Below are 22,854 nucleotides of genomic sequence, written 5' to 3' on the forward strand. Positions count from 1 at the left end.
GGCAGCGTAACTCTTTCTAGCTTAGGCTTCAGCGGTCAGGCTGCTATAGGCATTCGCTACCCGCTCAAAGTTAAAGCTGTCAACCAGCTGCTGCATCTGTTCGGCTATTTCCTGATTGCAAAGGTTGCCGATGCTGCCCTCGTGGGTGTGCGTGGCCGCTGCCGGTGCTTCAAACGTTCCGGCTTCTATCTGCTCTCCCACGGCCTTGTAGGCATCCCGGAAGGCTGTGCCCTGCAGTACCAGCTCGTTCACGGCATCCACGCTAAACAGGTATTTATACTTGTCATCTTTCAAGATATCCTCCCGCACCTGCACCTGTTCGGCCATGTAAGCCATCATCTGCAGGCAACTCTTCAGCTCCTGGAATGCCGGGAACAGGCTCTCCTTCAGCAGCTGCATTTCGCGGTGGTAGCCGGAGGGCAGGTTAATGAGAAGCATGCTGATGTCGGTTGGCAGGGCCTGAAGCCTGTTGCACTTGCCGCGCAGCAGCTCAAACACATCCGGGTTCTTCTTGTGCGGCATAATGCTGGAGCCGGTAGTCAGGTGGTCGGGCAGCGTGATAAAGCTGAAGTTCTGGCTCATGTACAGGCACAGGTCCATGCTCATGCGGGCCATGGTGGCTGCTACCGCAGCTAAGGCCGTTGCCACGGTACGCTCGGTTTTGCCTCGGCCCATCTGCGCATACACCACGTTGTAGTTCATTGCCTCAAAACCCAGTAAATCGGTCGTCATCTGGCGGTTCAGCGGGAACGAAGAACCATAGCCGGCAGCAGAACCCAACGGGTTCTTGTCGGCTATTTTGTAGGCAGCCAGCAGCAGCTGCACATCATCTACCAGGCTCTCGGCATAGGCACCGAACCACAGACCAAACGACGATGGCATGGCCACCTGCAGGTGCGTATAGCCGGGCAGCAGCACGTGCTTGTACTTTTCGCTCTGGGCCTGCAGCACCTCAAACAGGGCCTGCACCTCCTGCACTACCTCCTGCAGCTGGTGGCGGAAGTACAGCTTGAGGTCCACCAGCACCTGGTCGTTGCGGGAGCGGCCGCTGTGGATCTTCTTGCCTGCCTCTCCCACCCGGCGCGTCAGTTCCAGCTCTACCTGCGAGTGAACGTCCTCCACCCCCGGCTCGATAGCGAACTCCCCGGCCTCTACGGTTTTGTAAATGCGCTTTAGTTCCGCCTGCAGCACCTGCAGCTCTTCGGCCGTGAGCAGGCCTATACTTTGGAGCATCTGCGTGTGCGCCAGGGAGCCCAGCACATCGAAGCGCGCCAGTTCCAGGTCGAGCTCCGCATCGCGCCCAACAGTAAATTTCTCTATCTCAGCGGCTACTGCCGTACTTTTTTGCCAAAGCTTCATGTTTGCAACGTTGAATAAGTGAGTCTGTGGATGCGTAAACCGCTCTGTTTTATACTTTCTGAACGATCACCCTATCCAGCAGCTCCATGTAAAGTTTAATACCTTCCTCTATTTCGTGGAGGTGAATGAATTCGTCGGCCATATGCGAGCGGCCGGAGAAGCCCGGCCCCATTTTGAGCGACGGAATGGGCAGTAGCGCCTGGTCCGAGGTGGTTGGGGAGCCGTAGGTTTGGCGCCCCATACGCAGCCCCGCCTGCACCAGCGGGTGCTCCATCGGGATGCTGGATGGCTTCAGCCGCGTGGAGCGGGGATTTACCTCCGCCTTTACGTGCTGGCTGATTGTTTCGAGCACCTCCTCCATGGTATAGGCGTCGGTCAGGCGCACATCCACGGTAAAGGTACAGCTTTCCGGCACTACGTTGTGCTGCGTGCCCGCCTGCACCATGGTCACGCTCATTTTCACCGGGCCCAGGTGCTCCGATTCCCGAGCGAACCTGTAGTCTCGGAACCACGCCATATCCGGCAGTGCTTCGTAAATCGCGTTAATCCCTTCCTCTCTTGCGGCATGACCTGCTTTGCCCCTGGCGGTGCAGTCGAGCACCAGCAGGCCCTTCTCGGCTACGGCCAGGTGCATCTCCGTTGGCTCGCCTACAATGGCAACATCCAGCTTGCCCAGCTGCGGAAGGATGCTTTCGATGCCGTTGCGGCCGCTGATTTCCTCTTCCGCGGTAGCTGCCAGCACCAGGTTATACTTCAGGTCCGTGCGCGCATAGTAGTGCAGGAAAGTGGCGATAAGCGAGACAAGGCAACCGCCTGCATCGTTGCTGCCCAGGCCGTAAAGGATGCCCTCTTCTATGCTCGGCTCAAAGGGATTCCGGGTATAGCCCGAGTTTGGCTTTACGGTATCGTGGTGGGAGTTGAGAAGCAGCGTGGGCAGGTTCGGGTTAAAGTGTTTATTGAAGGCCCAGATGTTATGTTGTTGCTGGTGCACTTCTTCCACCCCGTGCTGCTGCAGGAACTGTGCAAGCACAGCGGCAGTTTTGTCCTCCTCCTTACTAAAGGATGGCGTGCTGATGAGCTGCTGTAGCAGCGCCACGGCCTGCTGGTAAAGTTCTTGCTGCTCCATTAGTTCAGGCTTAGGGTGGTGCCGCTGTAGTGGCCGGTGTGTATTCTTGGCAGCGATTCCGCCTCACAGATCAGCACCTGCGCCACACCCTGCTGCAGGGCGGCAAAGGCATTGTCCAGCTTCGGCACCATGCCTGCATTTACAACGCCTTCCTCTTTCAGGGCCTTATACTTGTCCTGGTTGATGTGCGGGATGACAGCGTTATCATCCCCTGCATTCTGCAGCACACCTTTCTTCTCGAAGCAGTAAACCAGCTGCACGGTAAAGGCCGTGGCCAGCGCCGTGGCCAGCACCGAGGCAATGGTGTCGGCGTTAGTGTTGAGCATGCTGCCCTGGGTATCGTGGGTGAGCGGGGCAAACACGGGCGTCAGGCCAGCTTCCAAAAGAGCCTCCAGCGCCTTTGCGTTTATACTTTCCGGGCCATCCACATCGCCGGCAAAGCCATAGTCTATCGTTTTAACAGGGCGCTTCCGGGCCGGAATTATGTTGGCGTCGGCACCCGTCAGGCCGATGGCGTTGCAGCCCAGCGCCTGCAGCTTTGCCACTACCTGCTTATTCACCAGCCCGCCGTACACCATCGTCACCAGTTCCAGCGTCTCGGCATCTGTAATGCGGCGGCCTTCTACCATTTTGGGAGTGATGCCAAGCCGCTGGCCCGTGGCGGAGGCTATCTTGCCCCCGCCGTGTACCAGCAGCTTTGGGCCCGCCAGCTGCGCAAAATCAATCAAAAACGCTTGCAGCCGCGCCGGGTTATCCAGGATGTTACCGCCTATTTTTACTATAATCATAGTTGAGGTTTTAGAAGAAAGACGTTAGACTTAAAACAATATAGGATTATCCGTTTTTGGAACCATTACACCTACACCTATGGTCTAACGTCTAGTGTCTTAAATCGCCTCCAGCATGCGCTTGAGCACAGCCTGGGCCGCGTAGGTGCGGTTGTTTGCCTGCTGTAGCACCAGTGAGGCTGGCCCGTCTAAGATTTCGTCGCTCAGCTCCACGTTGCGGCGCACCGGCAGGCAGTGCATTACTTTGGCGTTGTTGGTTACCTGCAGCTTTTCGTTGGTCAGCATCCAGCCTTCGCCGTCGGTAAGCACCTGGCCGTAGTTGGTGTAGCTCGACCAGTTCTTTACGTACACGAAATCAGCGTCCTGCAGCGCCTCCTGCTGGTTCGTGGTAACTGTGGCATTCTTCGTGAACTCGTCGGCCAGTTCATAGCCCTCCGGGTGCGTAATCACAAGCTCCACATCGGCCTGCCCCATCCACTCGGCAAAGGAGTTGGCGACACACTGCGGGATTGGCTTGATGTGCGGTGCCCAGCTCAGCACAACTTTCGGCCGCTTGCCGGCCTCCGCGTTCTCTCTTATGGTAAGCAGGTCTGCCAGGCTTTGCAGCGGGTGGCGCGTGGCCGACTCCAGGCTCACGATTGGCTTTTTGCTGTACTTTATAAATTGCTGCAGCAGCTCTTCGTTATAGTCTTCGTCGCGGTTCTGCAGCTTAGGAAACGAGCGGATGCCGATAATATCGCAGTACTCGCCCATCACGGCGGCAGCCTCCTTGATATGCTCCACGGTGCTGCCGTTCATGATGGCTCCCTCCTGCGTTTCCAGCGCCCAGCCTTCCTTGTCCAGGTTCATCACGATCACGTTCATGCCCAGGTTTTGCCCGGCCTTCTGGGTGCTCAGGCGCGTGCGCAGGCTTGGGTTCAGGAATATGAGGCCAAGGGTTTTGTTCTCGCCCAGGGCTTTGTACTTGTAAGGGTTTTCTTTCAGGTGCTGCGCCTCCTCAACCAGTTGGTTCAGGTCGGCCACATCATGCACAGATGTATATTTTTTCATTAGATGGCTTGTGGTTCAGATTGATAAAGGATGGCTTCGAAAGCCTGCAGGAACTTCTCTACCTCGCGCACGCCGATGCACAGCGGCGGCAGGAGTCGCAGGGTGTTTTTGTCTGACGAGGAGCCCGTGAAGATCTGGTACTCGTCCAGCAGCTGCTTTCGGATGCCGGCACATGGTCTGTCCAGCTCTACGCCGATCATCAGTCCCTGCCCGCGAACATCCTTTACACCCGGTAACTCACGCAGCTCTCGCATCAGGCGGTTGCCTACGTGCTGGGCGTTTGCCATCAGGCTCTCTTCTTTGAGCACCTCCAGCACAGCCAGTGCAGCGGCGCAGGCCAGGTAGTTGCCACCAAAGGTGGTGCCCAGCATGCCATGCTTTGCCTCTATCTCAGGGCTGATCAAGACCCCGCCAATCGGGAAGCCGTTACCCATGCCTTTGGCCATGGTGATCAGGTGCGGCTTTACCTCTGCGTGCTGGTGGGCAAAGAATTTACCCGAGCGTCCGTAGCCCGACTGTACCTCGTCCAGTATCAGGAGAGCGCCCACTTTCTCGCAGCCGGCAGCCAGTGCCTTCAGAAAAGCTGGCTCCGGCAGCTGCACACCGCCCACGCCCTGAATGCCTTCCACAATCACGGCGGCCAGTTCTGGGCCGTGCTCCTGCAGCGCATCGCAGAATGCGGACAGGTTGTTAAGCGGAAGGAAGATGATGTTATCCGTCTTGTTGATGGGTGCCTGGATCTTCTCGTCGTCGGTGGCGGCCACGGCTGCGGAAGTACGCCCGTGGAAGGCCCCTTTAAAAGCGATGACTTTTTTGCGACCGGTGTGGAAGGACGCCAGCTTCAGCGCATTCTCGTTTGCCTCCGCCCCGGAGTTGCACAGGAAAAGGCTGTAGTCGCTGTAGCCGCTCAGCTGGCCCAGCTTACCGGCCAGCTCGTGCTGCAGGGGCATCTGCACCGAATTAGAATAAAAGCCGATGTCGTATAGCTGGCGCGCGATGCGCTTTACGTAATGCGGGTGGCTGTGACCGATGGAGATAACGGCGTGGCCGCCGTAGAGGTCGAGGTAGCGATTGCCTTTGTCATCCCAGACATAGGCGCCCTGTGCCCGAACGGGCGTTATATCGAAGAGCGGATAAACATCAAATACATTCATGGTATGGTGTGTATAATTAGATGTAAGAAGTTAAACAATAGATAAAATACTTCACGTACATAGTAGTGTATTTAAGGTATTTATACTTTAAAATGCTGAAGCCTTTAGTTTCAGTCCTGCCTGTTCTTCCAGCCCGAACAGCAGGTTCATGTTTTGCACGGCCTGGCCTGATGCGCCTTTCAGCAGGTTGTCAATCATGCTGGTGATCACCAGGTATTCGCCTTCCTGCTGCAGGTGCAACAGGCACTTGTTGGTGTTGACCACCTGTTTCAGGTCCGGCGTGCTGCCGCTGATGATCACAAAGGGGTGGCTGCTGTAGTAACTGTGGTACAGCTCCTCTGCTTCTGCCTGGCTCAGGCTGCAGCGGGTATAGCTGGTGCACAGGATGCCGCGGGTAAACGGCCCGCGGTAGGGCACGAAGTTTATACTTGGCAGTTCCTGCTGCTGCATCCCCTGCAGGGTGCGGCGGATCTCGTGCAGGTGCTGGTGGCCTAGCACTTTATAGTTGGAGATGTTGCCGCTGCGCCAGCTGTAGTGCGAGGTTGCGCTCAGGCTTTGCCCGGCCCCGGTGCTGCCCGTGATGCCGCTTACGTGCACCTCGTCGTGCAGCAGGTTTTGCTGGGCCAGCGGGAGCAGTGCCAGCTGGATGGCCGTGGCAAAGCAGCCGGGGTTGGCAATGTGCTGCGCCTGCTGTATCGCCTCGCGCTGCAACTCTGGCAGGCCGTATACAAAGTCTCTGCCACAGCTGTTTACCACCTCTCCTCTCAAGCTTTCATTCCATCGGAAGTCCTGGCTTAGGTCAATGATTTTTATACTTGGCTGTAGCTGCTGCGCCTCCAAAAACTGCTTGGCGGCACCGTGGCCCACGCACAGAAACAGCACGTCCACGTCCTGCTCCAGCACATCGGCAAAGTGCAGGTCCGTGTCGCCGAGCAGGTCTGTGTGCGTGGCGTATACCGGCTTGCCCGCCTGGCTGTTGCTGTGAACAAAGGCAACCTCTGCGTTCGGGTGGTTGAGCAGCAGGCGAAGCAGTTCGCCGCCGGTATACCCGGCCCCGCCCACGATGCCTGCTTTTATACTTACTCCGCCCATTCCGGTGTGCTGTTTACGCTGTTGTACAGTTTGGTCTGGTTGCCGAAGATCTTGGCGAAGCCTTTCACGTCATCCGAAGTCCAGGCACGGTTCATCTCTCCGTAGCTTCCGAATTTGTCGCTCATCAGGTCGTGCTTGCTCTCGATGCCCTCCACCTGGAAGCGGTAAGGCGCCAGCAGCACAAACACTTTGCCCGTTACGTTTTGCTGCGTGCTCTCCAGGAACGCCTCTATGTTGCGCATGGTCGGGTCGAGCAGCTGGCCCTCGTGCAGCCAGTTGCCGTACCAGGCCGAAAGCTGGTCTTTCCAGTACAGCTGCCATTTAGTTAGCACGTGTTTTTCCAAGGTGTGGTGTGCCTTGATGATCACCATTGGGGCAGCTGCCTCAAAGCCTACTCGGCCTTTAATGCCAATAATGGTGTCGCCCACGTGGATGTCGCGGCCAATGGCAAAGGGCGCGGCCAGCTCCTGCAGGTGCTGTATCGCCTGTACCGGCGTGCCGAACTTCTGGTCGTTTACGCTTACCAGTTCGCCTTTCTCAAAGTGCAGTGTCACACGCTCGGGCTCATGCTTGCTCAGCTGGGTCGGGTAAGCCTCATCCGGCAGTGGCAGGTGTGAGGTTAAGGTCTCCTTGCCCCCTACCGATGTGCCCCAGATGCCTTTGTTAATGGAGTACTGGGCTTTCTGGAAGTCCATCTCCACGCCGTGCTCCTTCAGGTAGGTGATTTCCTCCTCGCGCGAAAGCTTTTTGTCGCGGATTGGCGTGATAATCTCCACCTCCGGGATCAGGGCCTGGAATATCATGTCGAAACGAACCTGGTCGTTGCCGGCCCCGGTGCTGCCGTGCGCCACGAAATCGGCTCCTACACTTTTAGCATGGTTGGCGATGGCAATGGCCTGCGTTACGCGCTCTGCGCTTACACTTAGCGGGTAAGTGTTGTTTTTCAGGATGTTGCCGAACACCAGGTAGCGGATACAGCTGTTGTAGAAATGCTGCGTTTCGTTTAGGTGGGTGTGCTGTTTTACGCCCATAGCATAGGCCCTGCGCTCTATTTCTTTCAGCTCCTCTTCCGAGAAACCGCCTGTGTCTACAATGGCTGAGTATACTTCCAGGCCAAGCTCCTGTGCCAGGTAAATGGCGCAGTAAGAGGTGTCGAGGCCGCCGCTAAAGGCTAAAACTACTTTCTTCATTTCTTTATTTATACTTGCTAATGTTGCTGTTTATACTTGTGCCGCGCTCATCTCCGGCGCGTTAAAGCCCGGCTTCTGGCGGTGGCGCAGCCAGCGCTCGTTCACGCTGCTCTGCTTCTGCGCCGCCTTCTTTTCCACTACCGGCAGCGCCATAAAGTCCTTCTCCTTGGCCGGGTCGTAGAGCATGGCGGTGCAGAGGCAGTTTGTACGGTTCTTGCTTTGCAGGATCTCAAAGTTAACGCAGCTGCGGCAGCCTTTCCAGAACTCCTCATCGTCCGTCAACTCCGAGTATGTAACCGGCGTGTAGCCCAGCCCAGAGTTAATGCGCATCACCGCCAAAGCTGTGGTCAGGCCGAAAATCTTGGCGTCCGGGTATTTGGTGCGCGACAGTTCGAATATCTTCTGCTTTATCTGGCGCGCCAGGCCGCTCTTGCGCAGCTCCGGCGAAACGATCAGGCCCGAGTTGGCGACGTACTTACCATGCCCCCAGGTTTCGATGTAGCAGAAACCGGCCCAGGTGCCATCGCTGTGCAGGGCAATAACGGCCTTGCCCTCCAGCATCTTCTGGGCAATGTAATCCGGTGAGCGTTTGGCGATACCAGTACCGCGCGCCTTGGCCGAAGACTCCATCTCGTTGCAGATTTGCAGCGCATGGATTAGGTGTTGCTCGTTGGCAACTGTTACGACGAATGCAGGTTGATCCATTGTTATAGAAAAGCATGTCTGTGCTGAGACGGCACAGCCTAGATATCAGCGTTAAATAATTTGACCAGAAAAAAGACGATGAATGCATCAGTCTGCGGCAAAAGCCAAGGCCTTGCCACAAAACTCGGGATTCAGGAAAAAGATGGAGTGATGACTACCGCATAGGCAGTCGGTAAAGCTGCAGGCTAGCGCCTGTAGCGGACCACAGCTATCATGGCCCTAAAAACTACCTCCGTAGAAAAGGCAGAAAAAGTCGCACGCCCCGTGGCCGGAGTGTGTTTTATCATGTCTGATGATAAAGTCGCCTTTTTTTTCATTTCAATAGTTACAAAGTGGGCTTTCGTATACCCTTATGTGCAGTGCAAAGGTTGCGGAATAGTTTAGTATATTACAAGTATAGCGCTAAATTTCTTTAAATATTTATAGATGCGGGCTTAAATATGCTAGTTTAAACATCGTGTGCTGTACCTGATGCTGCTTAAAATCAATTTGGCAACCAACTCTTATAGTACAGCCGGTGTCTGATCTGCCGCAAAAGATGTAAATTGCGCGCTGTTAAAGGCTCCTCGTTGGGGAGGTGCCACAGCAGCAGCGTACAAGCATGAAAAATCTTTCGATCAGAGTAATTATCGGTATACTTTTCTCGGCCATCGGGATGGTTTCCCTTTTTGTGACCCGCGAAGCCTTAACGGCGGCCATCTGGCTGAGCTTCGGGAACGGCCTGATCCTGTCTGACCTGAGGTTTAAGCAGGTGGATGAGAATGGTAACGTCTACAGCAAGCCTGTTCCTAAAATGCGGTTATATACTGCCATTTTCCTCATCGTTCTGGCTGTTTTGCTACTGGGGCTACAGATATTTCTGGACATGCAGTCTGCCGGGGCTGGCGCCGCCCACTAGCTTTAGATGCGGCTTTGCAGTACAAAGTCTACCCGTATGACTTCCTGGGAGCGTTTCAGGCGCAGGCGCAGCTTGCGGCCGGGCCTGCTTTCCAGCAGTTCCAGTAGTTCCTGAAGCGGCAGCTCTCTGCAGTCGCGGCCGTTGATGGACAGGAGCTGGTCGCCGGACTTCACCCCCACCCGCTTCGCCGCAGAATTGTCGACCACGTTGGATACGATATAGAAATTAGTGCCTGGCAGGGGCGTGCTAACTTCAAACCCAGCCATGTTATAGCTGAAGGGTTCCTTGTAGCGGTGGTTCGGGAGGAGCATCATGCGCTTGTGCGGGTAGTCAAAAATCACTGTGAACCGCTTTAGTATATCGGAGCCGAGGTTCCCGTTGCGGTCTGCAACGTTGAGGGCCAGCCGAATACCCTCCTCGTCGGGGTAAGAGGTAGTCAGGTTCTGCAGTTCGTGCCTGCCCAGCTTAAATGCTTTTAAACGTCCTATTTTCCCGTGTATGTCTCCGCTGAGGCCGCGCCCCAGGTAAGCCTCCACGACCTTGGGCGGGAGCGAGAGCTGTTTGTGCGTGGGCAGGTACAGCGACAGTGAGTGGCTGGCTCCCGTGTCTACAATCAGCTTAACGCCGAGGGTGTCCCCGTTGTGCTGCTCCACGGTGCCAAACAAGTATGGCTTGGTCCCCTCAATAAGCAAAGGGTACTCTTCTGCCCTTCTTTTCTTTTTAATGTTGTAGTCAGGCCTGTAAAGTGTTAGTAGCTTACGGTTATAGTTTACCTTAACGATGAAGTTCTTGAAAATGTCGTAGCCGATTATCCCGTGCACGGGCATGCCCATGCGGGTAGAAAGATCGAAAACATCTTCCAGCAGCACATAAACGGTGTGGTTGTCGCCCCGTATGCCGGGCAAAAACATGTTGTTACCTGTGCTGTAGTAGGCATCTATGGAGTAGCCGTTTCCCAAGCCCTGCAGCGTGATAATGTCTGCCTCTTTCAGGTCCAGTGAGTCTGAATAATACAATTTGGTGACAATCGTGTTTCGTACACCGGAATCAAGTATAAAATTGAGGGGCTGAGAGTTGTTGATTTGAACGGGAATGATGATGAGGTTGTGTACCAGCTGAAAGGGAATGGATATCTTTTTACGGTTGGCAGTGAAATAAACCGTGTCTGTTTCATACAGCGGCTGCTCTTGCGCCTGCAGGCCCTGCGGAAGCAGTGTGATACAAAGCCAAAGCAGTGTTAAAAAACCAGCTTTTCTCATAGGGGATTGCTTTGCAGCGTGAGGTACGCTAATAATACTACAAGTTCTATACGCAAATCTTACAATTTATTTACGCTTCATACTTGAACTGTAGCTGATTAGCCTGTAGCAATCCTTGGTTGCGCGTGCAGTTATCGCGTTTTTTTTGCCTGTGCGTCTCTGGCTGCGGTGAGTGTTTTTCCTTTAAGGCGCCCGTAGAACATGTGTTTGGGAGAACCGATGATCTGGGAGCCGTAGATGCCGGAGTGCCCGGAGAAAAGGTAGGCAGTGACGCATGCCAGCGCCATGTACTCCGCGCTGCCTGCCCCAAAGAGTTCGATCGCCATAATGGTGCAGGTAAGCGGTGTGTTGGTGGCCCCTGAGAACACGGCCACAAAGCCCATACCCGCCAACAGCGCCACCGGCAGCGGAATGGCTCCGGAGAGTGCATTGCCGAGTGTCGCCCCGGTGTAAAAGAGCGGCGTTACCTCTCCCCCTTTAAAGCCAGCCCCCAGGGTAAACGCGGTGAGTACGAGTTTTACGGCGCTGTCGTACCAAGGCAAGGGCTGCTCAAACGCGTTTATGATGGTAGGCAGGCCCAGGCCAATATACTTAGTTGTACCCATCAGCCACACGGTGGCTGCCACCACAGCCCCGCCAACAAGCGGGCGATACGGAGCAAACGCCACCTGCTGCTTAAACTGCTTGGTGAAAAAGGAGGTCGTTTTGGCGAAAGCCATGCCCGCCAGGCCAAAAACAGCCCCGGCTGCCAGGGTATAGCCAATGCCAGAGGCTGTTAGCGGAGGTACAAAAGGAATACTGTAGTGCGTGTGCCCTACGCCCCAGGCCAGGCAGGTATAATTGGCCACAACGGCTGCTAAAAAACTGGGCAGCAGCGCTTCATACCGAATCCGCCCCAGCACGAACACTTCCAGGCCGAAAACGGCACCGGCCAGGGGCGTGCCAAAGAGCGAGGAGAAACCCGCGCTGATGCCGGCGATGAGCAGCAGTTTCCGGTCGCGGGGGCGCAGGCGGAAAAGATAGCTGAACTGGTCGGCCACAGTGCCGCCCATTTGCACAGCGGTGCCCTCACGCCCGGCAGATCCTCCGAAAAGGTGCGTCACCAGCGTGCCCGCGAAAACCAGGGGCGCCATCTTAAACGGCACCACCTTTCGGGGCCGGTGAATCTCCTCCAGCAGCAGGTTATTGCCCCCGTTGGCCCGCCCACCGTAGTAGTGGTACAGCAAGCCTATGGCCAGCCCGCCCAAAGGCAGGAATGCGATAATCCAGGTGTGGGCCTCGCGGTAGGCAGTTACCCAGCCCAGGGAAACGAGAAAAAATGCAGAGGCGGAACCTGCCAGCACACCCACGAGCACGCAGATGAGCAGCCATTTTAGGAGGTAAAGAACAGCTGTGGCTTGTTCGCTGGCAGAGAGTGCGCGGCGCAGCAAGTGCTTCAGGTTTGATTTGAAGGGAGACGGTGTGTTGTTTTTCATGGCAGCTGATGGCAAATATACACGAAGGCCTCTATATGTTAGTGCCTTTCGCCAGGAGTCATCAGCGCTGCCGGAGCAGGCGGTTCCAGGTGGTACCCCATCACCTTGTCGGCAAACGTAGTAAAAGCAGCTAAAAAATGCAAGCGCTCTCCGTGCTCCTTGCTGCAGCGTCCATTGGCAAGGTTCTCATAGGAAAGGCTTCCGGGAGAATTGCTTTTTATATTTGGTCTTTTGTCTGACACGCGCTGGGAAGCACTTTTTCTGTAGGTCGTGCGGTCGCGTATTTTTGATGTAGCCTCTTCCCTCCTGCTCCTGCACCGCAGCTGTTGTTTTAAAGCCTTCTATAGTTCGATCGTACTTCTGCGATTTTGTGCCCGTCCGGCTGTGGCTGTTCTAGTAGCAGTAGCAGTCGCTGTTTCTCTTCCTCTCCTGCCGCATGGTTATCTTAAAGGCATCTATCAGGAGTAAAATTACGTTAAACCACTTAAATTTTTCGTGAACCGACACCGGTAGCGTGTATTTGAGGAAGAGCATCCGCCAATTTTTTACACGAGGTCATCCGGTTTTACCCTTAACTATTTTTGTGTTCAAACAGCTGCCATACTTAGTCCAAAGGAAACACGCGTTTGCACGCCCTTATGGGTAGCCTTGCCTCCCGGGCAGGAAGGCAATAAAGCGTGCCGCTTAAATTGAACTCAGCTAATATATACGCAAATGCCCTTTCGGCTGCAGGCGTCCCTGCTGCGTTGCCTGCGCTGGCTTATTTGCACAAAACCGTTGTGTTAAAATGGCAGACCAGCATCTACAGGTACCGTTTTACACATTTTGACGTGTTTTTAAGGTTTAGAATTGCTACCTTCAAGTATAGCAGACTATTCTTATTTCGAACAGACTTATACTTTTCCAATAAATGCACTACATCGATCTATCCATCTTCGTGCTCTACATGCTGGCGATGCTCGGAGTCGGATTTTACTTCCTGAAAAAGAACGAAGGTGCCGAAGACTATTATGTAGGCGGGCGCTCCATGAGCAGCGGACATATTGGCCTCTCCGTAGTAGCCACCGACGTAGGGGGCGGCTTTTCCATTGGCTTGGGAGGGCTGGGCTTTGCGATGGGGCTGTCCGGTTCCTGGATGCTCTTTACCGGCCTGTTAGGTGCATGGCTTGCCGCCGTTTTCCTCATCCCAAAGGTAAAGGACAATCCGGCCTTTGCCAGTTTCCTGACCTTTCCGCAGCTGTTCGGCTACTACTTTAATGCGCGGGTGGCCCTGCTGGCTGGCGTTATTTCGGCTATCGGCTACACTGGCTTTACCAGCTCCCAGATACTCGCTGGCGCCAAACTGGCCAGCGGCACCTTTGTGGGCCTCGACCTGAACACGGCGCTCCTGATTATGGGGGTGATAGCGGTGGTGTACACGGTAATGGGCGGTCTGAAAGCCGTTATCTATACCGATACAGTGCAGTGGGCCGTGCTGATGGGCGGCCTCGTGTTCATCGGCGTGCCCGTTTCTTTCCTGGCTGTGGGCGGCATGGACACGCTGGACTTCTCACAGATACTAAATCCGGATTACCTGGCGGCACAGTCTTCTAAAAGTATGGAGGCGATCCGCGCCACGCTACCGCCGGAGTTTCTCAGCCTCAGCAACATCACCTGGCAGCAGGTTGTAAACTGGGCCATCACCATCATCCCGATTTGGTTTGTGGGCATGACACTGTACCAGCGCATCTACGCTTGCCGCGACACAAAGACCGCCAGGCGCGCCTGGTATATTGCCGGCCTGTTTGAATGGCCGATTATGGCCTTTATGGGCGTGAGCCTGGGGATACTGGCACGGGTGGCCGCCGAGCAGGGTATGTTTGACGCGCTGGGTGCCGGTGCCGTGGTAGACCCTGAGACGGGCCTGCCGATGCTGTTGCGCTCGGTGTTGCCTGTCGGGCTGATGGGCCTGATGCTCTCGTCTTACTTCTCGGCCATACTTTCGACGGCCGACAGTTGCCTGATGGCTTCTTCGGGGAACATTGTCACAGATGTGCTGAGCCACTTTTTCAGCATTGACCCCGACTCGCCGAAGACACTGCGCCTGTCACAGCTTGTAACGCTGCTGGTAGGAGCCTTTGCCTTATGGCTGGCCACTATGATGACAAACGTGCTCGACCTGATGCTCTACTCCTACGCCTTTATGGTTTCGGGCCTTTTTGTGCCGATAGTGGGCGCGCTTTTCTGGGAGAGGCGCAGTAGCCTGGCCGCTTTCTGGGCGATGCTGGTAGGCGGCATCGTGACGGTTGTGCTGCAGGTGAGCACCCTTGGCACCCCGGGCCCGGACGCGGACATACTGCTGCTGAGCGACAAGGTTCAGTCCTTTTTCCCTGCGGAGGTGAAACAAACCTGGTTGAGCATGAGTGAGTTTGAGGTGCGTGCCCTGGTAGAGCATACACTTTCTGCCAATAGTATCGTACATATCCCCTGGCTGGACCTCACTTTTGCCCTGCCGTTTAACCTCGATCCAAACCTGTTCGGGCTAACCGCTTCCCTAGTGCTTTATATTTCGTTAACATTATTATACCCTGATAAAACTAAGAAGAAAACATGGCAGAGAACAACAGCGTCAGCTACCACACCTATACACCCGGAAACAACGCAGCCCTAAACCGCGACCAGGTACTGGATTTCCTTTTTAAACACCTGGATGAGTATGGCGATCAGCGCCAGGACATTGAGAAGTGCATGAACTATGCTCTGTCAGAGGATGCAGGAAAGGGAGGATCTGTGCTGGAGGCGCGCGAGAACGGCCAGGTGGTAGGTGCCCTTATCCTCAACAACACCGGCATGACGGGCTACATCCCGGAAAACATCCTGGTGTACGTGGCGGTGCACGGCAGCACGCGCGGCAAGGGTGTCGGCAAAAAGCTGGTGCAAATGGCCATCGACAGTACCGAAGGCAGCATTGCCCTGCACGTGGAGCCGCAGAACCCGGCCCGCCACCTGTACGAGAAACTGGGCTTCACGAATAAGTATTTAGAGTATAGACTAACAAGATAACATGGCCGTCCTAAAGCTGTACCAAGAGAAGCTACTACACAATTACAACCACCTCGACAGGGTGTTTAAAGCGCATGACATCGACTGGGGCATCGTAACGAAGCTGCTGTGCGGCCATGAGCTTTTCCTGAAAGAGGTGCTGGCCCTGGGGGTGAAGGAGGTGCATGACTCTCGCGTATCCAACCTGAAGACCATCAAGAAAATGGACCCGGAAGTGCAGACCGTGTATATAAAGCCAGCTCCCAAACAAAGCATACCCGACATTATACAGTATGCAGACGTGAGCTTTCAGACAGAGCTGGAAATTATCCGGCTGCTGTCGGAAGAGGCGATGCGGCAAAACAAGCAGCACAAGATCATCATCATGATTGAGATGGGCGATTTGCGTGAGGGCGTGATGGGAGATGAACTGGTGGGCTTTTACGAGAGCGTGTTTGAGCTGCCCGGCATCTCTGTGATTGGGCTGGGTGCTAACTTTAACTGCCTGCACGGCGTTATGCCCACGCAGGACAAGCTCATCCAGCTAAGCCTGTACAAGCAGATCATCGAGGCCAAGTTCAACCACACGATTCCCTGGGTGTCAGGGGGCACATCGGTAACCATCCCCCTGCTGTTTAACCACCAGCTCCCGGCGGGTATAAACCACTTCCGCATTGGGGAGGCGCTGTTCTTCGGGCTAAACCTCTTTACCAACGAGACCTTCGAAGGCATGCACGATGACGTGTTTGAGCTCTTCACCGAAATTATCGAGCTGACCGAGAAGCCCATGATCCCGAGCGGAATACTGGCAGAGAACCCGAGCGGCGAGAGCTTTGAGATTGACGAAAGCCTTTACGGCAAAACCTCGCACCGGGCAATCCTGGACGTGGGCCTGCTAGACATCAACCCTAAGTTCCTTATCTCCAAGGACGAGGACATCACTGTGATCGGCGCCAGCTCAGACATGCTGATCGTGGAGCTGGGGGAGAACAAGCATAACTATAAAGTAGGCGATGTGCTGCGGTTTAACCTCCGCTATATGGGCGCGCTGAGCGTTCTGAACTCCCGCTACATAGGCAAAGAAGTTGTGCGGTAGACTTACAGTAGCACAAAATATTAGGCCCCGGCTATATCTTTAGCTGGGGCCTTTTGCTTTTCCGGTGTAACTTTGGGGGTTATTTGATACCTATTCGCACGCTAACACATTTATACTTACCTATGCATTACCACCAATACCACGAGCTGCTGGAGAACAACGAGCGCTGGATTGAGGAAAAATTAGCCACCTCGCCAGACTATTTCCAGAAGCTGGCCGAAGGGCAGCGCCCTCCCTACCTGTTTATTGGCTGCTCCGATAGCCGGATGCCGCTCAACAGTTTCACCAAAACAGAGCCAGGTGAACTGTTTATCCACCGCAACGTGGCCAACCAGGTGTCTCTCACGGACATGAACCTGCTGGCAGTGCTGGAGTATGCCGTGGAGAGCCTGCAGGTGCAGCATATTGTTATCTGCGGCCACTACTGCTGCGGCGGTGTAGAGGCTGCCTACAAAGGCACGGCAACGGGTGTGGTAGAGAACTGGATCACGCCCATCAGAGACCTGTACCTTACCAATAAGACTGCCATTGATGCCCTGCCTGAGGCTGAGCGCTTGAACCGGTTGGCAGAGCTGAACGTGGTGGAGCAGGTAAAGAACATCTGCAAAACCTCGGTGATGCACCGCGCCTTTCAGGCTGGCAGCGCGCCGCAGGTGCACGGCTGGGTGCTGGACATCGCCCACGGCCGCATTAAAGACCTGCAGTTGCCGATGGACAGCTGGAAGCAGCTGGGCATTGTGCCCTAGCACCATGCTAAGCGCCAGAGCAGTTGGCTAAGGGTTTAGTAGTGCATCCAGGAAGCCAATCTGCTCGTCTTTGTTCTTAAACACCATGAGCGGGATGTCCATGTCGTAGCGCAGGATCTTTTCGGTAACGCTGCCGATTACGAACAGCGCCGCCGCGGACATCCCCTTTGCCCCTATCACGAGCAGGTCTGCCCGGCTTCGCTTTGCCTCCAGCACAACCAGTTCCCCTATGTCTGCCTCGTCGTCTTGGCGCACCAGTTTTAGCTCCGCCCGCTCCTGCAGCTCCGGGAAGCGCGAAAGCAGGTTATTATACTTCTCCTGTGCAAAACCCCGCATGCGTTCATCAAAAGACTCGTAGGTCATGCCAAGGGTGCGGTAGCCGGTGGGAACCTGGTACACATGCAGGCAAACCACATGGATGTCCGGCTTGGCGAGGGCCGAGTGCAGCACGCGGTCCAGCGCCATCTCACTATACTTGGAGAAATCCACGCTTACGACAATCTGGCGCAGCCGCGGCTCAAAAGTCTCGGGCACAAACAGGACGCCCACCCTGCCGGTGCGCAGTATCTTCTGGGCAAGCACACCGCTGCCGCGCAGGCGCAGTTTGCGGCCTACCAGCATCAGGTCTACCTGCTTTACCTTCGACCAGTGCAGCAGCTCCTTCAGGGGCGTTCCCTCCTCTATCAGCACCTCTACCTCTGTCGGCACGTCTCTGAAGGCCGGCCCCACCTTCGACATAATCATGTTGTGAATTCCCTCATCGGCAGGCACGTCTGTTCGCTCCAGGCCCTGCAGTAACTCCGTAGGGAGCTCCAGGCTCTTTTCAACGTGAATGAAGTATACCTTTTCTACCTTCAACTCGGCACACAGAAAGGCGGCATAAGGGATGAGGGTGGCGTCCATGGGCGTTAGGTCGAGCCCTACCATTAGTCGGTTAAGCGTGTTCATGGGTCTGGGTTTTTGAGATGGTTTATACTTCCTGAACTTGCCGTTACGCCGCTGCAGCAGGTCTGCTGTAACCAATTAAGCGCACGCAGGTAAGTATGTGTACTTGTGCATACGGTAACGTGCAGAAAAATATACATTTAGCTTTGCTTTAATGCTGTTCGCCATCCTCTTCGGGTTTATCGCTGATGCCTGCGCGCCGCTTCTGCGCCGTTTGCTGGGCCGCTATGTGTTTGTGCCCATGGCGGGATTGCCCCTGCTGCTCTTCCTGTACTTTTGTTACCTGGCCCCTGAGGTGGTTGCCGGGGCTACCGTTACTGCGCAGTATGCCTGGGTTCCCGAGCTCGGCGTGTCCCTTCAGTTCAGGCTGGATGGGTTGAGCCTGCTGTTTGCACTGCTAATTACCTTTTTTGGCACGCTCATCATGCTCTACGCCAGTGCCTACCTGGAGGATGATCCCCTGCTGGGCCGCTTCTACCTCTACCTCACCCTCTTTATGACGGCCATGCTGGGCCTGGTGCTGTCTGACAATATTTTTTGCCTCTTTCTCTTTTGGGAGCTGACCAGTGTCAGTTCCTATCTGCTGATCGGTTACAAGCAGGCAAAGAAGGAGGCGCGGGTGGCGGCCTGGCAGGCGCTTCTAGTAACAGGGGCGGGAGGTTTGGCTTTGCTGGCGGGCTTGCTACTGCTGCGCATTGCCGGCGGCGGTGCCGCTACTTTCTCGGAGCTGGCGGCGCTTCAGGGGCAGGTGCAGCAGCATGCCCTCTACCTGCCAGCCCTGCTGCTGATTCTGCTGGCCTGTTTCACCAAGTCCGCTCAGTTCCCGTTCCATTTCTGGCTGCCAAACGCGATGGCTGCTCCTACGCCGGTAAGCGCCTACCTGCATTCCGCCACTATGGTAAAGGCGGGAATCTACCTGCTGGCGCGCCTCTCGCCCGTGCTCTCGGGTTCGGAAGTGTGGCATGTCACGCTGATGAGTATGGGCGGAATAACGGCGGTGATGGGCGCCCTGCTGGCGCTGCAGCACACGGACCTGAAGGCCATACTTGCCTACACCACCATCAGTGCGCTTGGTTTGCTGGTGACCATGCTTGGCATCGGAACAGCGCTGGCTACCAAGGCCATGCTGGTTTTTCTGGTCGCCCATGCACTCTACAAAGGTACGCTGTTTCTGGTTGCCGGCGCCGTGGACCACAGCACCGGCACGCGGGAGGTGCCCCAACTGCAGCAATTGGCTCCTTCCATGAAGTTCTCCGCCTGGGCCGCGACCCTGGCGGCCCTTTCCATGGCCGGTATCATTCCCTTTGTGGGGTTCGTGGGGAAAGAGTTGCTGTACGAAGCCTCATTGCCGAGCCTGGTGCTGCTGGGCGTAAGTATGGTAACGGGCCTTGTGTTCGTGGCGGTGGCGCTGCAGCTGAGCTACGGCATTTTCTGGCAAAAAGCCGCTTCTCCCACGCCGCTCCTGCACGAGGCGACGCCCGGTTTGTTCCTGCCCCCGCTGGCCTTGGGCTTGACAGGGCTTTTAGCAGGGGTGTTTGCAGGCCCTGTGCTCTCGCCTTTGCTGGAAAGCGGCGCCAGGCAGATCCTGCAGGCAAGGCAGGTAGAGCTGCACCTGGCGCTCTGGCACGGCCTTACGCCGGTGCTGGAGCTGAGCCTGCTAACGGTGCTGCTGGGGTTTCTGCTGTACCGCTACCTGCCCGCTGCGCGCCGTAGTGCGACCAGCACCGCCAGGCTCTACCGCTATGGGCCCGATGCCTTGTATCACCGCGCTTTTGATGGATTTCTGCGTTTTAGCAAGGCCTTTACGGGCTGGCTGCAAAACGGCTACCTGCGCAGCTATATCATCAACATCGTATTCTTTTTCTGCAGCTTGCTTTTGTTCGTGCTATGGCGCGATTCCCCACCCGTCAACCTGGTGGAGAGAGCGCACCTGCTGCAGCAGATACGGCTGTACGAACTGGTCCTGCTGGTGCTCATGGTCGCCGCGCTTGTTTTCCTGCTGGGCACCCGCTCGCGCCTGACTTCCATTGTGGTGATGGGGCTGGTGGGGTACTCTGCCGCGCTGTTCTACATCTTTTTCGGCGCTCCGGACGTGGCGGCTACGCAGCTGCTGATCGAGACGCTGACCGTGGTGATCTTCGTGCTCCTGCTGCACCGGCTCCCGGCCTTCATATACTTGTCGCATCAGTTTAACAAGTATAAATTCATTGCCATCTCCGTCTTTTTTGGCTCCCTTATGACCTATGTAATGCTGCTGGTTCAGCAGCACACGGTGGAGTCGGAGTTGAAACAATACTTTGGAAAGGCCAGTTACCTGGAGGCACACGGGCGTAATATCGTAAACGTGATTTTAGTGGATTTCAGGGGCCTGGACACACTGGGTGAGATAAGTGTGCTAGCTGTGGCGGCGCTTGGCATTTTTGCCCTGCTGCGCCTGAACCCCGAGAAAGGAGGAAAACGATGAGAACGATGATTTTTGCAACGGCTATTCGCCTGCTCACCCCGGTGTTCTTGCTTTTCTCGGTGTACATCCTGTTCCGGGGGCACAACCACCCGGGCGGCGGGTTTATCGGGGGGCTGATCGGGTCCATTGCCTTTGTCTTTCACGTCCTGGCCCACGGAGCAGAACGTACCGCTAACTCTTACTTTCGGGTGCGGGTATACTACAGCAGCCGTAATGCCGGGTACAGCCGCGCGCACCACGCCCTACGCCTGGTGCGTGTCAACGTCTGGAATCGCCGCCGCAGCCTGCTGGAAGAGGGCTGGCAGTTTTCTTTCCTGCAGCTAAGGCCGGTGTATTTAATGGCGCTGGGGCTGTTCCTGGCTGTTACCAGCGGTGTGCTGGGCCTGTTGCTCGGGGAGCCTTACATGGCGGCCCTGTGGCTGGAGGCAAAGCTGCCGCTGATAGGCTCTGTGGGCACGCCCATACTTTTTGATGCCGGCGTGTACCTGCTGGTGCTGGGCATGGTGCTTACCATGGTGTTTACAATGTCAAAAGAATAGCGATGGAGATACTGCTGCCTTTCATGATAGGGATTCTGTTTGCCGTAAGCCTGTACTTTATACTGCACCGGCACCTGTTTAAATTGATACTGGGGCTCATTCTGTTTGGCCTGGCGACTAACCTTTTCCTGTTTGTAATAGGCGGCATTACGCGCAGCAGCATCGCCATTATAAACAAAGATGCCACTGTCGCTGCTGAGCCTTATGCCGATCCGGTGCCACAGGCGCTTCTGCTAACAGCTATCGTGATCGGGTTTGGGATACAGGCGTTTGCCATTGTGCTGATCCGCCGCGTGTACCAGACGTTTAAGTCCAACAACCTCGACGATTTCAGGCAGGATAAGGAACCGGAGCCATAGGCTACCGCTCACTGCACTTGCCCGCTTACCCGTTTGCCTCACACTAAAACTAGTTGCACCCTATGACTTCACATGCCATCCTGCTGCTACCCTTGCTTATTCCGCTCTATGGTGCGGTGCTGTGCCTGGTGCTGTGGCAAAAGGAGCGCTGGCAAGCCCTGGTGGCCGGCCTGACGCAGCTTGGCTGGCTGGCGGCGGCAGTGCTGCTGTTGCAACGCGTGCTGGAGCAGGAGGTGCTGGCCACCCAGATAGGCAACTGGCCCGCTCCCTTCGGCATTACCCTGGTGGCAGATGTGTTTAGTGTTCTAATGATTGCGACCGGCGCTGTTATCGGGCTGGCGGTGTTTCTGTTCTCGCTGCAGGGGCTGGACAAAACGCGTAAAAGATACGGTTACTACCCGCTGTTGCTGTTGCTGCAAATGGGTGTGAGCGGCGTTTGCCTGACAGGTGACCTGTTTAACCTGTATGTGTGGTTCGAGGTACTGCTGATCTGCTGCTTCGCCCTTTTGGGCCTGGGCGGCACCAAAGCGCAACTAGAGGGTACGCTAAAATACGTGACCATCAATTTTCTGGCTTCGGGCCTGCTCCTGACGGGCACAGGGATTGTATACAGCCTGTTTGGGGCGCTGAACCTGGCGGAATTGGCGTTGCTGGTGCGTCAGCCAAACCATCCTAACCTGCCGCTCCTAAGTATGGCCAGCCTCTTTTTCCTGACGGGGTTTGGTATCAAGTCAGCGATTTTTCCGCTGTTTTTCTGGTTGCCTGCCTCCTACCATGCGCCTCCTATTGCCATTTCGGCCTTTATTGCCGGGCTTATCTCCAAGGTCGGGGTTTATACGCTGATCCGGCTCTTCACGCTTGTGTTTGTGAGCAACCTTAGCTTTATGCTTCCCCTTTTGGCCGTTCTCTCGGGGCTAACAATGGTGGTGGGCGTGGTAGGGGCCGCTGCCCAGAACGACTTCCGCAAGATTCTCTCCTTCCACATTATCAGCCAGATTGGATATATGCTGATGGGGCTTGCCGTGTACACTCCACTGGCTCTGGCGGGGAGCATTTTTTTTATTGTCCACAACATCCTCGTCAAGACCAACCTGTTTTTGGTGAGCGGCGTGGTGGCCCAGCGGCACCGCACTTTTTCGTTAAAGAAGCTGGGTGGCCTGTACCTGCGACAGCCCGTATTGGCTTTGCTGTTTCTGCTGTCGGCCCTGAGCCTTGCCGGCACGCCGCCCCTCTCCGGGTTCTGGGGAAAGCTCATGCTGGCAAAAGCTGGCTTTGAAGCCGGAAGTTACACGTTGGTGGCTACTTCGTTGTGCGTCAGCCTGGTAACCTTATTCTCCATGACGAAGATCTGGACGGAGGTATTCTGGAAGCCGAAGCCCGTTATACCAGTGGGTGCGGTAGCTGAGACCGCGGAAGACAGGCTGCGCAACCAATACCTGTACCTGCCGGTAGCCCTGCTGCTGGTGTTCATCCTGTTCATCGGGGTGTATGCTGGGCCACTGGTGCGGCTGGCGGAGCAGGCGTCGCAGGGGCTGCTGCACATCGAAAAGTATACTCAAACAGTACTATCAAATAACTAACGGAGGTA

Annotated in this window: 21 protein-coding genes and 1 riboswitch; of the genes, 9 read left to right on the forward strand and 12 right to left on the reverse strand. The window is 55.7% G+C overall.

The genetic code is table 11. From position 1 onward, the window contains the following. Positions 1-21 precede the first annotated feature (21 nt). The 8 genes from argH to CA264_RS06280 all read right to left on the reverse strand — a co-directional run bounded on the left by argH (position 22) and on the right by CA264_RS06280 (position 8,464). Positions 22-1,359, reverse strand: coding sequence for an argininosuccinate lyase (gene argH, locus CA264_RS06245; protein WP_025605544.1), 1,338 nt, complete (start codon positions 1,357-1,359; stop codon positions 22-24). Positions 1,360-1,408: 49 nt separating this feature from the next. Continuing rightward, positions 1,409-2,485: a M20 family metallo-hydrolase gene (locus CA264_RS06250; protein WP_025605545.1), complete on the reverse strand. Its 1,077-nt coding sequence runs from the start codon at positions 2,483-2,485 to the stop codon at positions 1,409-1,411. Continuing rightward, positions 2,485-3,273, reverse strand: a complete 789-nt coding sequence (argB, locus tag CA264_RS06255; RefSeq protein WP_025605547.1) for an acetylglutamate kinase — start codon at positions 3,271-3,273, stop codon at positions 2,485-2,487. Before argB ends, CA264_RS06250 begins: the two co-directional genes overlap by 1 nt. 99 nt (positions 3,274-3,372) lie before the next feature. Then, positions 3,373-4,323, reverse strand: a complete 951-nt coding sequence (locus CA264_RS06260; protein ID WP_025605549.1) for a Rossmann-fold NAD(P)-binding domain-containing protein — start codon at positions 4,321-4,323, stop codon at positions 3,373-3,375. After that, positions 4,323-5,477: an aspartate aminotransferase family protein gene (locus tag CA264_RS06265; protein ID WP_025605551.1), complete on the reverse strand. Its 1,155-nt coding sequence runs from the start codon at positions 5,475-5,477 to the stop codon at positions 4,323-4,325. Before CA264_RS06265 ends, CA264_RS06260 begins: the two co-directional genes overlap by 1 nt. An 87-nt stretch (positions 5,478-5,564) precedes the next feature. Beyond that, positions 5,565-6,569, reverse strand: a complete 1,005-nt coding sequence (gene argC, locus CA264_RS06270) for an N-acetyl-gamma-glutamyl-phosphate reductase (RefSeq protein ID WP_025605553.1) — start codon at positions 6,567-6,569, stop codon at positions 5,565-5,567. Further along, positions 6,557-7,759, reverse strand: a complete 1,203-nt coding sequence (locus CA264_RS06275; RefSeq protein WP_025605555.1) for an argininosuccinate synthase — start codon at positions 7,757-7,759, stop codon at positions 6,557-6,559. The genes argC and CA264_RS06275 overlap by 13 nt, the downstream gene beginning before the upstream one ends. 30 nt (positions 7,760-7,789) lie before the next feature. Beyond that, the gene (locus tag CA264_RS06280) at positions 7,790-8,464 is read right to left on the reverse strand and encodes an N-acetyltransferase (protein WP_025605557.1); all 675 of its coding nucleotides are present in this window, start codon (positions 8,462-8,464) and stop codon (positions 7,790-7,792) included. Positions 8,465-9,065: 601 nt separating this feature from the next. Here CA264_RS06280 and CA264_RS06285 point away from each other — a divergent pair. Continuing rightward, a complete protein-coding gene (locus tag CA264_RS06285) occupies positions 9,066-9,362 on the forward strand; it encodes a hypothetical protein (RefSeq protein ID WP_025605559.1) in 297 nt (98 codons plus the stop codon). A gap of 2 nt (positions 9,363-9,364) precedes the next feature. Here the strand turns inward: CA264_RS06285 and CA264_RS06290 are convergent, their stop codons facing one another. The 3 genes from CA264_RS06290 to CA264_RS21795 all read right to left on the reverse strand — a co-directional run bounded on the left by CA264_RS06290 (position 9,365) and on the right by CA264_RS21795 (position 12,630). Then, positions 9,365-10,621 (reverse strand): aspartyl protease family protein, encoded by a 1,257-nt coding sequence (locus CA264_RS06290; protein ID WP_025605561.1) that lies wholly within the window; start codon positions 10,619-10,621, stop codon positions 9,365-9,367. A 131-nt stretch (positions 10,622-10,752) separates the two neighbouring features. Then, positions 10,753-12,096 carry a voltage-gated chloride channel family protein gene (locus CA264_RS06295; RefSeq protein WP_084196169.1) on the reverse strand — a complete coding sequence of 448 codons (1,344 nt, stop codon included), beginning with the start codon at positions 12,094-12,096 and terminating at the stop codon, positions 10,753-10,755. Positions 12,097-12,141: 45 nt separating this feature from the next. Further along, positions 12,142-12,210, reverse strand: a riboswitch (Fluoride riboswitch). A 279-nt stretch (positions 12,211-12,489) separates the two neighbouring features. Beyond that, entirely contained in the window at positions 12,490-12,630 is a 141-nt protein-coding gene (locus tag CA264_RS21795) for a hypothetical protein (RefSeq protein WP_157593653.1), read from the reverse strand. 376 nt (positions 12,631-13,006) lie between these two features. Between CA264_RS21795 and CA264_RS06300 the strand changes: the two genes are divergently transcribed. From CA264_RS06300 to CA264_RS06315, 4 genes are all read left to right on the forward strand, one after another. After that, positions 13,007-14,746, forward strand: coding sequence for a sodium:solute symporter family protein (locus tag CA264_RS06300; protein ID WP_025605565.1), 1,740 nt, complete (start codon positions 13,007-13,009; stop codon positions 14,744-14,746). Then, positions 14,686-15,138 carry a GNAT family N-acetyltransferase gene (locus tag CA264_RS06305; protein ID WP_025605567.1) on the forward strand — a complete coding sequence of 151 codons (453 nt, stop codon included), beginning with the start codon at positions 14,686-14,688 and terminating at the stop codon, positions 15,136-15,138. The genes CA264_RS06300 and CA264_RS06305 overlap by 61 nt, the downstream gene beginning before the upstream one ends. A 1-nt stretch (position 15,139) precedes the next feature. Continuing rightward, positions 15,140-16,213 carry an alanine racemase gene (locus tag CA264_RS06310; RefSeq protein ID WP_025605568.1) on the forward strand — a complete coding sequence of 358 codons (1,074 nt, stop codon included), beginning with the start codon at positions 15,140-15,142 and terminating at the stop codon, positions 16,211-16,213. Positions 16,214-16,335: 122 nt separating this feature from the next. Beyond that, positions 16,336-16,959, forward strand: coding sequence for a carbonic anhydrase (locus tag CA264_RS06315; protein ID WP_025605570.1), 624 nt, complete (start codon positions 16,336-16,338; stop codon positions 16,957-16,959). 27 nt (positions 16,960-16,986) lie between these two features. On the opposite strand, the gene CA264_RS06320 is transcribed toward CA264_RS06315, so the two are convergent. After that, positions 16,987-17,907 (reverse strand): universal stress protein, encoded by a 921-nt coding sequence (locus tag CA264_RS06320; protein ID WP_025605572.1) that lies wholly within the window; start codon positions 17,905-17,907, stop codon positions 16,987-16,989. A 151-nt stretch (positions 17,908-18,058) separates the two neighbouring features. Here CA264_RS06320 and mbhE point away from each other — a divergent pair, with 151 nt between their 5' ends. From mbhE to CA264_RS06340, 4 genes are all read left to right on the forward strand, one after another. Next, entirely contained in the window at positions 18,059-20,368 is a 2,310-nt protein-coding gene (gene mbhE / locus CA264_RS06325) for a hydrogen gas-evolving membrane-bound hydrogenase subunit E (RefSeq protein WP_025605574.1), read from the forward strand. Further along, positions 20,365-20,907 (forward strand): MnhB domain-containing protein, encoded by a 543-nt coding sequence (locus CA264_RS06330; RefSeq protein WP_025605576.1) that lies wholly within the window; start codon positions 20,365-20,367, stop codon positions 20,905-20,907. The genes mbhE and CA264_RS06330 overlap by 4 nt, the downstream gene beginning before the upstream one ends. Before the next feature lie 2 nt (positions 20,908-20,909). Then, positions 20,910-21,266, forward strand: coding sequence for an NADH-quinone oxidoreductase subunit K (locus tag CA264_RS06335; protein ID WP_025605578.1), 357 nt, complete (start codon positions 20,910-20,912; stop codon positions 21,264-21,266). Between the two features lie 62 nt (positions 21,267-21,328). Continuing rightward, positions 21,329-22,846, forward strand: coding sequence for a proton-conducting transporter transmembrane domain-containing protein (locus CA264_RS06340; protein ID WP_025605580.1), 1,518 nt, complete (start codon positions 21,329-21,331; stop codon positions 22,844-22,846). Positions 22,847-22,854: the final 8 nt, after the last annotated feature.

This window comes from Pontibacter actiniarum (genome assembly GCF_003585765.1).
GTDB classification, from domain to species: domain Bacteria; phylum Bacteroidota; class Bacteroidia; order Cytophagales; family Hymenobacteraceae; genus Pontibacter; species Pontibacter actiniarum.